A 14002-nucleotide genomic window follows, 5' to 3' on the forward strand; every position below is an offset into this window, starting at 1 on the left:
GTGGATGGCTGCAGGTGTTCGTCTGAGAGCCCCCCGGCTCGAGGATTATGCGCTGAGGTCGGCAGGGGGCGCCGCCGGTCATGCAGGTCCTCGCCCGCGGGGCCATCCACGCCGCGGGGCCATCCACGCCGCGGGGCCATCCACGCCGCGGGGCCATCCACGCCGCGGGGCCATCCACGCCGCGGGGCCATCCACGCCGCCGGCCCTTTCACGCCGCGGGGCCATCCACGCCGCGGGGCCATCCACGCCGCCGGCCCTTTCACGCCGCCGGCCCTTTCACGCCGCGGGGCCAGCCATGCCGCCGGCCCCTTCACGCCGCCGGCCCCTTCACGCCGCCGGCCCCTTCACGCCGGGCGGGGTTCCTGGTTGCCGCATCGGCGGCGGCGTGGATGGGGTGGCGTTCACCAGCGGGGTTTGTCCGGTGAGAAGGAGGGGTCGAAGCGTTGCATGTACGACGTGTCGTCGCGAGAACGGATGCCGCACTTCTCGTACTGCTCGTGCATCACTGCCAGGGCGTCCCTGTCCAGCTCCACGCCGAGGCCCGGGGTGGTGGGCACCGGGACGGCGCCGTTCACGAAGCGGAGAGCGCCGGGCAGGACCACGTCCTGGCCGTCCTGCCAGGGGGTGTGCGTGTCGCAGGCGAACGTGAGGTTCGGCGTGGCGGCGGCGAGGTGCGTCATGGCGGCCAGGCTGATTCCGAGGTGGGAGTTGGAGTGCATGGACATGCCCAGGCCGAAGGTGTCGCACATGGCGGCGATGTGCGAAGAGCGTACGAGACCGCCCCAGTAGTGGTGGTCCAGGAGGAGGACGCCGATGGCGCGGGAGGCCATCGCCGGTGGGAAGTGTTCAGGGGTCACCACGCACATGTTGGTGGCGAGCGGCATGGGGACGTCGGCCGCCACCTCTGCCATGCCGTCGATGCCGGATGTCGGGTCCTCGAGGTACTGGAGGATGCCCTCGAGTTCTCTGCCGACGCGGATCGAGGTGGCGATCGACCAGGCGGCGTTCGGGTCGAGGCGGAGCGGCGTGTCCGGGAACGCCTCGTGCAGGGCGCGGATCGCGGCGATCTCCTGGTCGGGCGGGAAGACACCGCCCTTGAGCTTGACGGACTGGAAGCCGTACTCGTTGATCAGGAGTTTCGCCTGCTCGATGAGGCCGGCCTCGTCGAGTGCGGCGCCGAACCTGTCCGGGTCCTCGCCCGGGTGGCCGGCCCACTTGTAGAAGAGATACGCGCTGTACGGGACCGCGTCCCTGACCTTGCCGCCCAGGAGGTCGGATACCGGGACGCCGGCCGCCTTGCCGCGGATGTCCAGGCAGGCCACCTCGAAGGCGGAGAAGACGCGGTCGATGCTCTTCTCCGTGGTGGCGGCGCCGGTGAGGCCGTGCAGGTCGTGCATCGTTCCGCCGACGAGCGCGGCGATCCGGGCGTACATCGTGTTCAGGGCGTGGACGTCGAGGCCGATCAGGGCCTGGGCGCATTCGCGTACTTTGCCGAGGTGTTCGAGATCGCCGTAGGTCTCACCCAACCCGGTCAGGCCTTCGTCTGTGACGACCTCGACAATGGTACGGAGGGCCCAGGGCTCGTGGACGCCGGCGGCGTTCAGAAGAGGCGGATCCCGGAAGGCGACAGGTGTGACGTGGATCTGCCGGATGATCATCGCATGCCGTCCATATATGTGAACGATAGCCAGATTTGTGGACAAGTAGCCGCAACTGTAAGAATCAGATTGAAGAAGTGTCAAGACTCCGAAGGGCCATTCGATGATCTACGGACACGACCCCAGGACCGGCGAGACCGTGGGCGCCGCCCTGCCCGAGACCGACAGCGCCGGGGTCGACATGATCGTCTCTGCCGCGGCCGCCGCCGGCGCGGCCTGGCGGGCGACCCCGGCCGCCGAGCGAGCCGTCGCGCTGGAAGCCGTTGCCGATGCGCTGAGCGCGCACGTGGACGAGCTGTGGCAGCTCGCCGACCAGGAGACCGCGCTCGGCGAGGTGCGGCTGCGGGGCGAGGTGGCGCGTACGGCGGGGCAGTTCCGGCTCTTCGCCGAGGTGATCAGGGACGGCGGTTACCTGGAAGCCATCATCGATCACGCTGACCCTTCCCTCACGCCGCCGAGGCCGGACGTGCGCCGGATGAAGCATGCGCTGCAGGGCGTCGTGGCCGTGTTCGCGGCCAGCAACTTCCCGTTCGCGTTCTCCGTGGCCGGCGGCGACACCGCCTCCGCGCTCGCGGCCGGCTGCCCCGTGGTCGTGAAGGCGCACCCCGGGCACCCGAACACCTCCGAGCGGGTGGCGAAGATCGTACGGGAGGCGCTGCCCTACCCTGACCTGCTCGGGCTGGTCCAGGGCATGCAGGCCGGTGTCGACCTGGTGCAGCACCCGAGCGTGGTGGCGGCCGGGTTCACCGGGTCCGTGGCCGGTGGCAAGGCGATCCAGAAGCTGATCGACGAGCGGGAGGTGCCGATCCCGTTCTACGGCGAGCTCGGGAGCGTCAACCCCGTCGTCGTGCTGCCGTCCGCGCCGGTGAAGGAGGTGGCGACCGGGTTCGCCGCTTCCCTGACGCTCGGGGTCGGGCAGTTCTGCACCAATCCGGGGCTCATGTTCGTGCCCGAAGGCGACGAACTGCGCAAGGCTCTCGTGGAGGCCGTCGAGGGGACCACCGGCGGGCCCATGCTCGCCGAGCGGATCAGGGACGGGTACCTCGGAGGCGTCGAGCGGCTGGGGCAGCTGCAGCTGCTCGCCGAGGGCAAGCCCGGGCAGGGAAGCCTGGCGGTCACGCCCAAGGTGTTCACCGCCGATCTCGAGACGTTCGCGTCGAAGCTGCCGCAGATCGGTGAGGAGTGCTTCGGGCCGGCGTCGATCGTGGTGACGTACCGGGACGTCTCGGACCTGCGGCCGGTGCTCGAGCGGCTCGAAGGGTCGTTGACCGCGACCATCCACAGCACCGAGCCGGGAGAGGCCGGCGAGGTCGCCGAGGTGCTGGGCAGGAGGGCCGGGCGGCTCATCTGGAACGGGTGGCCGACCGGGGTGGCCGTGTGCTGGGCCATGCATCACGGTGGGCCGTGGCCTGCTGCCACGACGAGCTACACGTCCGTGGGGGCTACGGCGATCGGGCGGTGGCTGGCGCCGACTGCGTACCAGGACTGGCCGGAGGAGTTGCTGCCGGAGGAGCTCAAGGACGCGAACCCGTTGTCCATTCCGCGGAGGGTGGATGGTCGGCTCCAGGCGTGAGCGACTGAACGACGGGTTATCCGAGCCGAGAGGGGCCGCCGGCCTGGGGATGCGGTGACACGGTGATGCTGGACGGGGTGACCGGTCGCCGTGGGCCAGGCTGGCGATGCCTTGGGTGAGTGGGCTCGGGATCGTGCCGTGGGTGGATTGAGTGGGCCTGGTCTCCTGCTGTTGGTGGCCATGCGGGTGAATTGCAGGGCATCGTGCAGGGGCCGCGGGGTCTTGGGTGACGTGGCCTGGTGCTGGTGCTGGTGCTGGTGCTGGTGGTGGCCTGGTGGGGGAGCGCGTGCTGTTGGTGATGCCGAGACTGCACGTGCGCACCGAGGAGTCCTGGGACGGCGAGCCAGTCCGCGCCGACGCCGGGAACAGGGGCGCCGCGCTCGACGCCTCGCTGAAGGCCTGGCTGGAACGCCTGAAGAAGGCGGCCGAACCGGCCTGATCCCGCACTCCGGCGGCGCGCCGGCCGCCGGAGTCAGGTCCCGGCGATCTCCAGGCCGGTGCCGATGAGCCGCTCCAGCGTTCGCAGGTGCTCGGGGGCCGGGTCGACCAGCGGCGCGCGGACGCCGCCCACGTCCAGCCCGCGCATGCGTACGGCGGCCTTGACCAGCGACACCGCATAGCCGGGGACGAGGTCGCGCAGCCGCACCAGCGGGAGGTAGAAGTCGGTGAGCAGGCGCTGGGTCAGCACCTCGTCCCCGCCGGTGACCGCCTTGTAGAAGGCGAGGGAGATCTCGGGGGAGAAGGCGAAGACGGCGCTGGAGTACAGGTTCACCCCGAGGCCGCGGTACGCGGGGACGGTCAGCTCGGCGGTGGGCAGGCCGTTGAAGAAGGTGAAGTCCTTGCCGGTGGTGGCGCGGACGGTGAGGATGATGCGTTGCAGGAGGTCGAAGTCGCCCAGGCCGTCCTTGAAGCCCACGACGTTCGGCACCTGGGCGGCCAGCTCGGCGACCGCTTCGGGGGTGAAGCGGGCGGTGCCGCGCTGGTAGACGATGACGGGCAGGCCGCCGGCCTCCGCGACCTCGCGGACGTACCGCACCAGGCCGGAGGCGGGGCCGGTGACCAGGTAGGGAGGCATCACCAGCAGGCCGTCGGCGCCCTCGGCGGCCGCGGTGCGGGCGAGGGCTCTGGCGGTCGGCAGGGGGCCGCCGGCGCCGGCGACGACGGGGACCCGGCCGGCGGTGGCCGTGACCGCGGTCGACACCACCCGGGTGTACTCCTCGGGGTCGAGGGCGTTGAACTCACCGGTGCCGCACGCGGTGAACACTCCTCCCGCCCCGGCCGCGACCCCCTGCGCGACGTGACGGGCGAGGGTGGGTTCGGCGAGGCCGCCATCGGGGCCGAACGGGGTGACCGGGAAGAAGAGAACGCCGTCTAGCCGCATCAACGGATCCTTCCTAGCGGATGCCCTCCCTGCGGAGGGTGGCAGCCAGCTTTCGGGTGTGTTTGATGATCGCTTCGGTGATCGGCTCGATGTCGGCCGGCGCGAGTGCCGCCGGCATCGAGCAGCTGATCGCGTCGGTGGCCGGGATGCGGTAGTCGACCGCCACGGCCACGCAGGCCACGCCCGGCGTGCCCTGCTCCCGCTCGTAGGACCAGCCGCGGGTGCGTACCTGGTCCAGCTCGCCTGTCAGCTTGGTGAGGTCGGTGATGGTGTGCTCGGTGAGCGCCGTCAGCGGCGCGGGCAGCAGCGCCTCCACCTCGTCGTCGGTGAGCTGGGCGAGCAGGACCTGCCCGAGCGCGGTGACGTGGGCGGGCAGGCGCCGGCCCACCCGGGGGATGATGTGGTCGGCCTCGCGCGACTCCCTGGTGGCCAGGTAGAGCACGTGCGCGCCGTCACGCCGAGCGAAATGTACGGTCTGCCCGATCTCGTCCCGCAGGTCCTCGAGGCAGTCCTGGGCGAAGGGGAGCGCGGGGTCCTTGTCGAGGTACGCCGTGCCGGTCAGCAACGCGTGCGGCCCGATGCCGAACGCCGACCTGGCCGAGTCGGTCTCCACCCAGTTGAGCTCGACCAGCGTGCGCATGAGGGCGTGCAGGCTGCTGCGGGGGAAGCCGGTCCGTTGCTGGAGCTCCGACAGGGTCAGATGGTCGTGCGACTCGGCGAGCGTCTCCAGGATGCGTACGGTCCGCTCCGCGGACTTGACCAGCGGGGGCTGCTCCATGCTCATCCCATCTCGTATCCTTCGGCTGCTTCGATGATCCAGGATATGGGATACCGTCCAGATACATGGACGCCTAACCCTTGACCGCGCCGCTTGTCAGGCCGCGCATGAACTGCCGCTGGAACGCCAGGAACGCGATGATCGACGGCAGCAGCGCCAGCAGCGAGGCCGCCAGCAGGACGCCGATGCCGACCTCCTCGTCCGACCGGAGCGAGCGTAGCGCGATGGGCAGCGTCCACATGTCCGACTCCGGGGCGACGATCAAGGGAAGCAGGTACTGGTCCCAGATCATGGTGAAGCCGAAGACGCCGATCACGCCGAGGGCCGGGCGGCACAGGGGCACGATGATCGTGGCGAAGATGCGCAGCTCGCCGGCGCCGTCGATGCGGGCCGCCTCCTCCAGCTCGACCGGCACCTCCTTCATGAACTCCGTCATGACGAGGATCGAGAAGCCCCAGGCCCCGACCGGGAGGATCATGCCGGCGTAGGTGCCGATGAGGTTGAGGTGCAGCACCGGCAGGTCGGCCAGGACGAGGGAGAGGGGGATCGCGATGATCTCCTCGGGGAGCATCATCGTGGTGAGCATGAGCAGCATCACGAACGTCATGCCACGGAACTTCTTGCGGGCCAGCGAGTAGGCCGCGAAGACGCTCACCAGCATCTGCAGCAGGAGGCCGAAGCCCACGACGATGAAGGAGTTGAGCAGGTAGAGGTAGACGTTCTTGTCCTTGGCCTGGACGAAGTTCTCCAGGGTGAACTCGTCCGGCCACAGCGAGAAGGAGGTCGGGTCCAGGGTCTTGTTGAAGGCGCTCATGAGGAGGCCGACCAGGGGACCGGTGAAGACGACCACCATGAGGCCATAAATGATGATTTTTCCGGTGGTCGCCAGCGGGCCGCGCCGTGACTCCAGGCCCAGGGCGCTGTCGAACCTCATGACGCCTGCCTCTTCCGCAGCACCTGCACGATCACCGTGAGCGCCAGCGTGGCCAGGAACAGCACGATGCCGCCCGCCGAAGCCACCCCGAGCTCGTTCTTCTGGAAGCCGAGCTTGTAGATCAACGTCATCAGCACCTCGGACGACCCGTTCGGCCCGCCGTTCGTGAGCACGTACACCTCGACGAACACCCGCAGCCCGCGGATGGCGGCCAGCGTGAACAGGATCCAGAACACCGGCCGCAGCGCCGGCAGCGTGATGTGCCGCAGCCGCCGCCAGGTCGAGGCCCCGTCCACGGCGGCGGCCTCGTACAGGGTGCGATCCACGCCCACCAGCCCGGCAAGGAAGATCATCATGTCGTACGGGGTGCCGCGCCAGATGCTCATCAGCATGATCGACCACAGCGAGGAGTTCTCGCTGGCCAGCCAGGGCTGGGGATCGACACCGACCCAGCCGATGACGATGTTGAGCATGCCGTTGTCGGCCGGGTGGAACATGATGCGCCACACCTCGGCCACGGCCGCCATCGTGGTGACGACCGGCAGGAAGGCCGCGGTCCTGACGAACCACAGGTAGCGGGCGGGGCCCTCGATGAGCAGCGCCAGGGCGAGGCCGAGCACGATGGAGCCGACCGTGGTGCCCAGGGCCAGCACGATGCTGTGCCAGATGGCGGCGCCGAACTCGGAGTCGGAGATGATCGTCTCGTAGTTCTGGAACCCGACCCACTCGTCACCGAGGAACGTCTGGACCTTGAACAGGCTCTTCCACAACCCGACGAACATCGGGATGAACTTGAAGTACAGGAAGAGCAGCAGCGCGGGCGCCAGGAACAGCCAGGCGATCAGCGGCCCCCGCCACCGCACCGATTTCGGCGGGTGGCCGGGGGACGCCGTCCGGCGCGACGCCGGGGCGAGGGTGGAGGTCATGACGCTTTCTGGCTCTGCAGTTCCTGGGTGAGCTTGGTGTTGAGCTCATCCATCGCCGTCTTGACGTTGGCGGTGCAGTCGGCCCAGACGGCGTTGATGGTGTCGGCGGAGGTCTGGCGGATCGGTGCCCAGTTGGGCACCGGCGGGGCGTAGACGGCGTGCGCGTACGACTCCTGGAACACCTTCCAGCGCGGGTCCTGGCGCTCGGCGGACATGTCCACCGTGGTGTTCACGGGCAGGCGGACGATGGCGCCGTTGGCGTCCTTGTTCATGCCGATCCGCTGGCCCTCCGGCGAGATCGCGTACTCGGCGAACTTCTTCTGCGCTTCCTTGTTCTGCGACCCGGCCATGAGGTAGACGTTCTCGCCCTCGCCGAGGGTGCCGGGGCCGCCGGACGGGCCCTTGGGCACGGGCAGGACCTCGATCTTGTCGGCGCCGATGCTGTTGACGAAGCGGGCCAGCACGTACGGACCGACCAGGTAGATGCCGCCCTGGCCCTTCTCGAACACCTCGTGCGTGACGGTCGTGTCGTTGCTGACGGCGCCGGGGTTGACGGTCTTGGTCTTGCAGAACTGGTCCTGCAGGTACTGCACGGCCTCGACGGTCTTGGGGTCGTTGACGGTGGCGGTGTACTTGCCGCCTCCGGCGGCCTTGATGAAGTCGCCGCCGTTGGCGTAGATGAGCGAGGAGGCGTACCAGGAGGCGTAGCCGCGCTTGGTGCCTGCGGGGGCGACGAAGCCGGCGGTGTCCTTCTGGCCGTTGCCGTCGGGGTCCTGCTCGGTGAACGCGACGGCCAGCTTGGACAGGTCCTCCCAGGTGGCGGGCGGCTCCATCTTCACCTTCTCGCGCCAGTCCTTGCGGACGATCAGCGCGAACGCCTGGGCGGAGAACGGCGCGGCGTAGTACTTGCCGTCGCTGCCCGTGGCGGCCTTCCACGCGGTCTCGGCCAGCGCGTCACCGCCGGCCAGGGAAGCCTTGTCGACTTCCTGGAGCCAGCCCTGCGTCTGCATGTTGCCGAGCTGGGCGGTGTCGTTGATGACGATGTCAGGAAGCTGTTTCTGTGCCGCCTGCTGGTTCAGTTTGGTTTCGAAGTCGTCGAAAAGTGCCACGACTTTCGTCGGCACCCCGCTGGCCTTGGTAAAGGCGTCAGCGAGCTTCTTGGCGGTCTTGGCGGAGTCGGAATCGGGCGCCTGCCTGATCCAGATCTCCAGAGTGTTGTCCGAACTTGATGAATCACCGGAACCGCAGCCTGTCAGTCCAACGGCCAGAGTCGTCATGATCGCGACTCCCAGCAGACGACGTGACATCAGACCGCCTCCTGTTCACATACATGGACGTGAGTCGAAGACTTGGATGTGTGCCTGCGAACGTAACGAGTGGCATGGCTCACGGTCAATATTCAAGGATGTGAAAGTCGCCCAGATTCGTGTACATCATGATGCATGCGCATTCTCATGACAGGGGCCTCGGGAAAGGTCGGGACGCTGCTTCGCCCGCGTCTCGCACAGGAGGGCCGTACGCTGCGGCTCTCCGATATTCATCCGGTCGATCCCGGGCCGGGCGAGGAGTGGGTGACGGCCGACCTGGCCGATCCCGACGCCATGGCCGAGGCGATGAAGGGCGTGGACGCCGTGCTGCACCTCGGCGGCCAGAGCCGGGAGCATCCGTGGGCCGACATCGTGCACGCCAACATCAACGGGACCCAGGTGCTGATGGAGGCGGCGTACAAGGAGGGTGTCCAGCACGTCGTGCTCATGGGCAGCCACCACGCGGCCGGCTTCCACACCAGGCCCGAGGGCGGCGCGGACCTGCCCGACTACGCCTTCCCGCGCCCCGACACGTTCTACGGGGTCAGCAAGGTCGTCATGGAGGCGCTCGGCAGCCTCTACCACGACCGTTTCGGCATGAACGTCACCGTCATCCGGCTCGGCACCTGCAACGAGGGCCCGGCCGACACGCGGGGGCTGGCCACGTGGATCTCCGCCGACGACCTGACCCGCCTGGTCGAGGCCGGGCTCGCGGCGACCGGCTACCACGTCGTCTGGGGCGTCTCCGACAGTCCGCGCCGCTGGTGGTCGCTGGAGGAGGCCAAGTCCATCGGGTACGACTCGCGCGACTCCTCCGAGCCCTTCGCCGCCGCCCTCATCGCGGAGCAGGGCGAGCCCGACCTGTCGCAGCCGCTGCACGACCGCGCCGGCGGGGTGTTCACGCTGAACGAGCTCGGCGGGAAATGGTGAGCTGAACCCTCGGCAACCGGTTGCAAGAACCTTGACGGCACGACCCCCGAAGGTCAAGGTTTAGTCTGGCAACCGTTTGCAAGGGAGGGCGGCGATGGCGGCGACGATCAAGGACGTGGCGCGCGCCTGCGGCGTGCATGTGTCCACCGTGTCCCGTACCTTCTCCGCACCGCACCTGGTCAATCCTGCCACCAGGAGCCGCGTGCTCGCCGCGGCCGACGATCTCGGCTACCGGCCCAACCGGGCGGCCAGGGCGCTGACCACCGGACGCACGTTCAACATGGGCCTGATCGTGGCCGACATCTCCAACCCGTTCTTCCCGCCCCTCATCAAGGCCGCGCAGGCGCAGGCCAGGGGGCGGGACTACCACGTGTTCGTGGCCGACACCGACGAGGACCCGCGGGTCGAGGAAGAGCTCATCAGGACGCTCACCAAGCAGGTGGACGGCGTCCTGCTGTGCAGCCCGCGCCTGTCGAACAAGATGATCGAGCGGCTGGCGGAGGACGTGCCCTTCGTAGTGGTCAACCGGCGCATCAAGGGCATGCCCGCCGTGCTCATGAACGTCGCCCAGGGCGCCAGGCTCGCCCTCGACCACCTGGCAGGGCTCGGCCACCGCAGGATCGCGCTCGTGTCCGGGCCGATCGGCTCGTGGACCAGCAACGAGATGCAGGGCGTGGCCGCCGAGGCGGCGGGGCTCGACCTGGTCTTCTTCGGCCCGAACCAGCCCACGGAGTCAGGCGGCCTGGCCGTGGCCCCCGAGGTGGCCGCCTGCGGCGCGACCGCGGTGCTCGCCTACAACGACCTCGTCGCACTCGGCCTCGTCGAGGGGCTGGCGGCGATGGAGATAGGGGTACCAGACCAGATAAGTGTGATCGGGTTCGACGACATCCTGCCGGGGCGGCTCAACCGGCCCAAGCTGACCACGGTGGCCATGCCGGCCGTGCAGGCGGGGAGGATGGCCGTCGATCTGCTGCTGCAGTCGGGAGGCGAGGGCGCGACAGTGACCCTCGACACCGCCCTCATTGTCCGCGAGTCCACGGGAAGGGCACAGACATGATCTTCGGAACGCTGCCATCGGGCCAGCAGGTCGAGCGCGTAGAGCTGTCGTCAGGACGGCTGCGCGCCGAGGTGCTCACCTACGGCGCCATCATCCGCACGCTGGAGGTGTCCGGGGTCAACGTCGTGCTCGGGCTGGACACGCTCGACGACTACCGCACCCGCAGCCGCTACTTCGGCGCCGTCGTCGGCAGGTACGGCAACCGCATCGCGAACGCCCGCTTCACCCTGGACGGCGTCGAGTTCACCCTGCCGGCCAACAACGGCCCCAACTGCCTGCACGGCGGCGTCGAGGGCTTCGACAGCAAGGTGTGGACGATCGCCGAGCGCACCGGCTCGTCGGTGACGCTCACGCTGACCAGCCCCGACGGCGACCAGGGCTTCCCCGGCGCGCTGACCGCCTCGGTCACCTACACGCTGGCCGACGACGCCCTGCGCATCGACTACACCGCCGAGGCCGACGCGCCGACCGTGGTCAACCTGACCAACCACTCCTACTTCAACCTCAAGGGCGGCGGCGACGTGCTCGACCACGTCGTCCAGATGGACGCCGAGCACTACCTGCCGGTGGACGACGACAAGATCCCCACGGGTGAGCCCGCGCCGGTCAAGGGCACGCCGTTCGACTTCACCGAGCCGCACGCGGTGGGCGAGCGGTACGACGGCGCCTACGACCACTGCTTCGTCCTCGACGGCGGCGCCGTCAAGGTGACGGCGGGCGGGCTGACCATGGAGGTCACCACCACCGAGCCGGGCGTGCAGTTCTACGCCGGTGGCATGCTGGACGGGGTCGCGACGCCGTACGGGCCGTTCGCCGGCCTGTGCCTGGAGACGCAGCACTACCCCGACGCGCCGAACCAGCCGCAGTTCCCCTCCACGGTGCTGCGCCCCGGCGAGCGCCGCACGTCCACCACCACGTACAGGTTCATCTGACCGTCCGCAGCCCGGCGTTGGCCTTGATCACCAGCAGGGCCACGTCGTCCTGCGACGGCTCGGCGGCGAACGTCTCGACCGCGTGCCGTACGCGCTCGGCCACCGCGTGGGCGCTCAGCCCCGTACAGGTGGACAGCAGCTTCGACAGCCCGTCGCCGTCGTCCAGCAGCCGGTCGCCGTCGCGCCGCTCGGTCACGCCGTCGGTGACGCACAGCAGCACCTCCTCCGGCGCCAGCTCGAACGACTCCACGTAGAACCTGGCGCCGGACTCGATGCCGAGCAGCAGTTGCGGCGTGGCCACGGCCTGGACCTCGCCGTCGGGCCGCAGCAGCAGGGGCGGCGGATGGCCGGCCGAGGCGATCGTGCACAGCGCGCCGCCCTGCGGGAGCGGGGTCAGCTCCCCGCACAGCAGGCTGAGGAACCTGCCCTCCTCGCCCTCCTCCAGCAGCGCGTGGTTGAGCCGGTCGAAGATGTCGGCCACGGTGTAGTGCTCCTTGGCCAGCAGGCGGACGGCGTGCCTGGCCAGCCCCGTGACGGCGGCCGCCTCGGGGCCGCTGCCGCACACGTCGCCCAGCGCGAAGCACCAGTGGTCGGCCACCGTGAACAGGTCGTAGAAGTCGCCGCCGACGTCCGCGCCCTCCTCGGCGGGCTCGTAGACCACCGCGGACTCCAGGCCCGGCATGGGTGCCACCCGCATGGGCAGCAGGCTGCGCTGGAGCACCCGGGAGGTGGTGGCCTGCCGGGTGTAGAGCATGGCCGTGTGCAGGTTGAGCGCCACCAGGCGGCACAGGTCCGCAAGCAGGTCGGCCAGCTCCAGCGGCAGCGTCGGCTCGGACCGGCCGATCACCAGCGCGCCGTGCGACCTGCCCTGCGTCAGCAGCGGGAAGGCCAGCACGTTCTCCTGGCCGACCGGCCAGCTCACCTCGGTCAGCGCCGTGCGGGGGATGGCGGGCAGCGACTTGCGCAGGTCGGCGTTGTGGCGCTCCTCGCTGTGCCAGACGTGGGCGAGCCTCGTCATGCCGGCCAGATCGGTCAGGTAGACGGCCGCCCACGTGGCGATCTTGGGCACCACGAGCTGCGCGGTCAGCGCCGCGATCAGCTCCTCGTCGTGCACGCCCGCCAGCAGCTCGCCCGCCTCCGCCAGGAACGACAGCCGCCCCCGGTGCGCCCGGTCCTGCTCGGCCAGCCGCTCGCGCTGCACGGTCACCGCCACCTGGTCGGCGATGTGTTGCAGGCTGACCGTCAGCTCCTGGTCGAACCGGCTCGGCTGGGCGTCGGTGACCACGAGATAGCCCACCACCTCGCCCGCCACGAGCAGCGGCGCGCACGCCAGGGACCTGGCCCGTAGCTGCTGGGCCAGCTCGACGTCGCCGGCCAGCAGGTCCTCGACCATCATCGGGGACTTCCTGTCGGCGCCGAACACGCCGGTGGCCAGCACGCCCACCAGCCCCGCCGTCGCGCCCACGCCCGCCGCCACGCCGAACCGGCTGCCGCCCTCCGTGGCCAGCAGCACGTACGCGGCGTCACCGCCGCTGGACACCTGGACGATCTGGGCGATCGTGGCCAGCAGCTCGGTGAGCGGCATGTCCCGGTCGAGCAGGTCCTTGATGCGCCGGCCCGCCTCCCTGCGCAGCGGCGCCGACGGCGGTGTCAGCACGTAGCGGTGGTCGCTGGAGACCACCATCCAGATCGCCCGGCGCTCGCCCGCGTGCCCGCGGGCCCGCAACTGGGAGACGTAGACGGGGACGAGCGAGCCGTCGCGGTGCCGCATGCGCGCCTCGCCCCGCCAGCGGCCCAGGCTGAGCGTGTCGGTCAGCGACAGCGCGTACGGGCCGTGGCCGCGCCAGGCCACCAGCTCCTTCAGCGACCGGCCGACGGCCTGCTCGGCCCGCCAGCCGAGGAGCCGCTCCGCCTCGGGGTTCCACGACTCCACGACCCCGTCGAGGTCGCAGATCACCACGCCGACGTGCAGGGTCTCCAGGGGCGGCGCGACAGGTCCAGGGACCAGGCAGGGCGGGCACGACACGTGGTCCTGCATGTCGCAGCCCTCGCCCAGCTCCATGCGCACCCAGACGCGCTTGGTGGTCCTGGTGTAGGTGACGCCCCAGGCGTCGGCCAGCATGCCGGCCAGCGCCAGCCCGCGGCCCGAGGTGGGCAGCGAGCCGTCGGCGGGTGCGGGCTCGCCGGTCGGCAGGGCGCGCGTGGGGTGGTGGTCGTCGACCTCGATCTCGAGTTTGGGCGGGCTGGCGTCCACGTCCAGGCGGCAGGTCAGCTCGACGCCGGTGCCGGCGTGCACCACCGCGTTGGTGACGAGTTCGCTGGTCAGCAGCACGGCGTCCTCGGCGAGATGGCTCAGGCGCCATTCGCCGAGCACCTGCCGGACGAACTTGCGCGCGTGCGCCGGTGCATGGGGAGTGCCGTCGAAGGCCGTGCTCGACACCCTGGTCGTGTCCACTCTGCGTCCTAGAACATCACTCGATGTGGCAGTTCGGTCACTCTCAGGGTGGCAGACTGATGCCGTTGATA

At 69.8% G+C, this 14002-nt stretch carries 12 protein-coding genes; 5 read left to right on the top strand and 7 right to left on the bottom strand.

Annotated features, from left to right (window positions below; genetic code table 11):
* Positions 1–401: 401 nt before the first annotated feature.
* Positions 402–1658 (bottom strand): glucarate dehydratase family protein, encoded by a 1257-nt coding sequence (locus AB0I79_RS11150; protein ID WP_357870281.1) that lies wholly within the window; start codon positions 1656–1658, stop codon positions 402–404.
* Positions 1659–1761: 103 nt separating this feature from the next.
* Between AB0I79_RS11150 and AB0I79_RS11155 the strand changes: the two genes are divergently transcribed.
* Positions 1762–3231 carry an aldehyde dehydrogenase (NADP(+)) gene (locus tag AB0I79_RS11155; RefSeq protein WP_357870283.1) on the top strand — a complete coding sequence of 490 codons (1470 nt, stop codon included), beginning with the start codon at positions 1762–1764 and terminating at the stop codon, positions 3229–3231.
* A 298-nt stretch (positions 3232–3529) separates the two neighbouring features.
* Positions 3530–3670 carry a hypothetical protein gene (locus AB0I79_RS11160; protein WP_357870286.1) on the top strand — a complete coding sequence of 47 codons (141 nt, stop codon included), beginning with the start codon at positions 3530–3532 and terminating at the stop codon, positions 3668–3670.
* Between the two features lie 33 nt (positions 3671–3703).
* On the opposite strand, the gene AB0I79_RS11165 is transcribed toward AB0I79_RS11160, so the two are convergent.
* The 5 genes from AB0I79_RS11165 to AB0I79_RS11185 all read right to left on the bottom strand — a co-directional run bounded on the left by AB0I79_RS11165 (position 3704) and on the right by AB0I79_RS11185 (position 8557).
* The gene (locus AB0I79_RS11165; RefSeq protein WP_357870288.1) at positions 3704–4612 is read right to left on the bottom strand and encodes a 5-dehydro-4-deoxyglucarate dehydratase; all 909 of its coding nucleotides are present in this window, start codon (positions 4610–4612) and stop codon (positions 3704–3706) included.
* A gap of 13 nt (positions 4613–4625) precedes the next feature.
* Positions 4626–5396: an IclR family transcriptional regulator gene (locus AB0I79_RS11170; RefSeq protein ID WP_357870290.1), complete on the bottom strand. Its 771-nt coding sequence runs from the start codon at positions 5394–5396 to the stop codon at positions 4626–4628.
* 67 nt (positions 5397–5463) lie between these two features.
* Positions 5464–6324: a carbohydrate ABC transporter permease gene (locus AB0I79_RS11175; RefSeq protein WP_357870293.1), complete on the bottom strand. Its 861-nt coding sequence runs from the start codon at positions 6322–6324 to the stop codon at positions 5464–5466.
* Positions 6321–7250, bottom strand: a complete 930-nt coding sequence (locus AB0I79_RS11180) for a sugar ABC transporter permease (protein ID WP_357870295.1) — start codon at positions 7248–7250, stop codon at positions 6321–6323. Before AB0I79_RS11180 ends, AB0I79_RS11175 begins: the two co-directional genes overlap by 4 nt.
* Positions 7247–8557, bottom strand: coding sequence for a sugar ABC transporter substrate-binding protein (locus AB0I79_RS11185; RefSeq protein ID WP_357870298.1), 1311 nt, complete (start codon positions 8555–8557; stop codon positions 7247–7249). The genes AB0I79_RS11180 and AB0I79_RS11185 overlap by 4 nt, the downstream gene beginning before the upstream one ends.
* 135 nt (positions 8558–8692) lie before the next feature.
* On the opposite strand from AB0I79_RS11185, the gene AB0I79_RS11190 reads away from it, so the two are divergent.
* From AB0I79_RS11190 to AB0I79_RS11200, 3 genes are all read left to right on the top strand, one after another.
* Positions 8693–9487, top strand: coding sequence for an NAD(P)-dependent oxidoreductase (locus AB0I79_RS11190; RefSeq protein WP_357870300.1), 795 nt, complete (start codon positions 8693–8695; stop codon positions 9485–9487).
* A 94-nt stretch (positions 9488–9581) separates the two neighbouring features.
* On the top strand, positions 9582–10544 hold the full coding sequence (locus tag AB0I79_RS11195) for a LacI family DNA-binding transcriptional regulator (protein ID WP_357870303.1): 963 nt from the start codon (positions 9582–9584) through the stop codon (positions 10542–10544).
* Entirely contained in the window at positions 10541–11476 is a 936-nt protein-coding gene (locus AB0I79_RS11200; protein WP_357870305.1) for an aldose epimerase family protein, read from the top strand. Before AB0I79_RS11195 ends, AB0I79_RS11200 begins: the two co-directional genes overlap by 4 nt.
* Here the strand turns inward: AB0I79_RS11200 and AB0I79_RS11205 are convergent.
* Positions 11469–13931, bottom strand: a complete 2463-nt coding sequence (locus AB0I79_RS11205) for a SpoIIE family protein phosphatase (protein ID WP_357870307.1) — start codon at positions 13929–13931, stop codon at positions 11469–11471. The genes AB0I79_RS11200 and AB0I79_RS11205 overlap by 8 nt on opposite strands.
* Positions 13932–14002 lie beyond the last annotated feature (71 nt).

Origin of the sequence: Nonomuraea sp. NPDC050202 (assembly GCF_040656115.1) — a bacterium.
Classification (GTDB): Bacteria; Actinomycetota; Actinomycetes; order Streptosporangiales; family Streptosporangiaceae; genus Nonomuraea.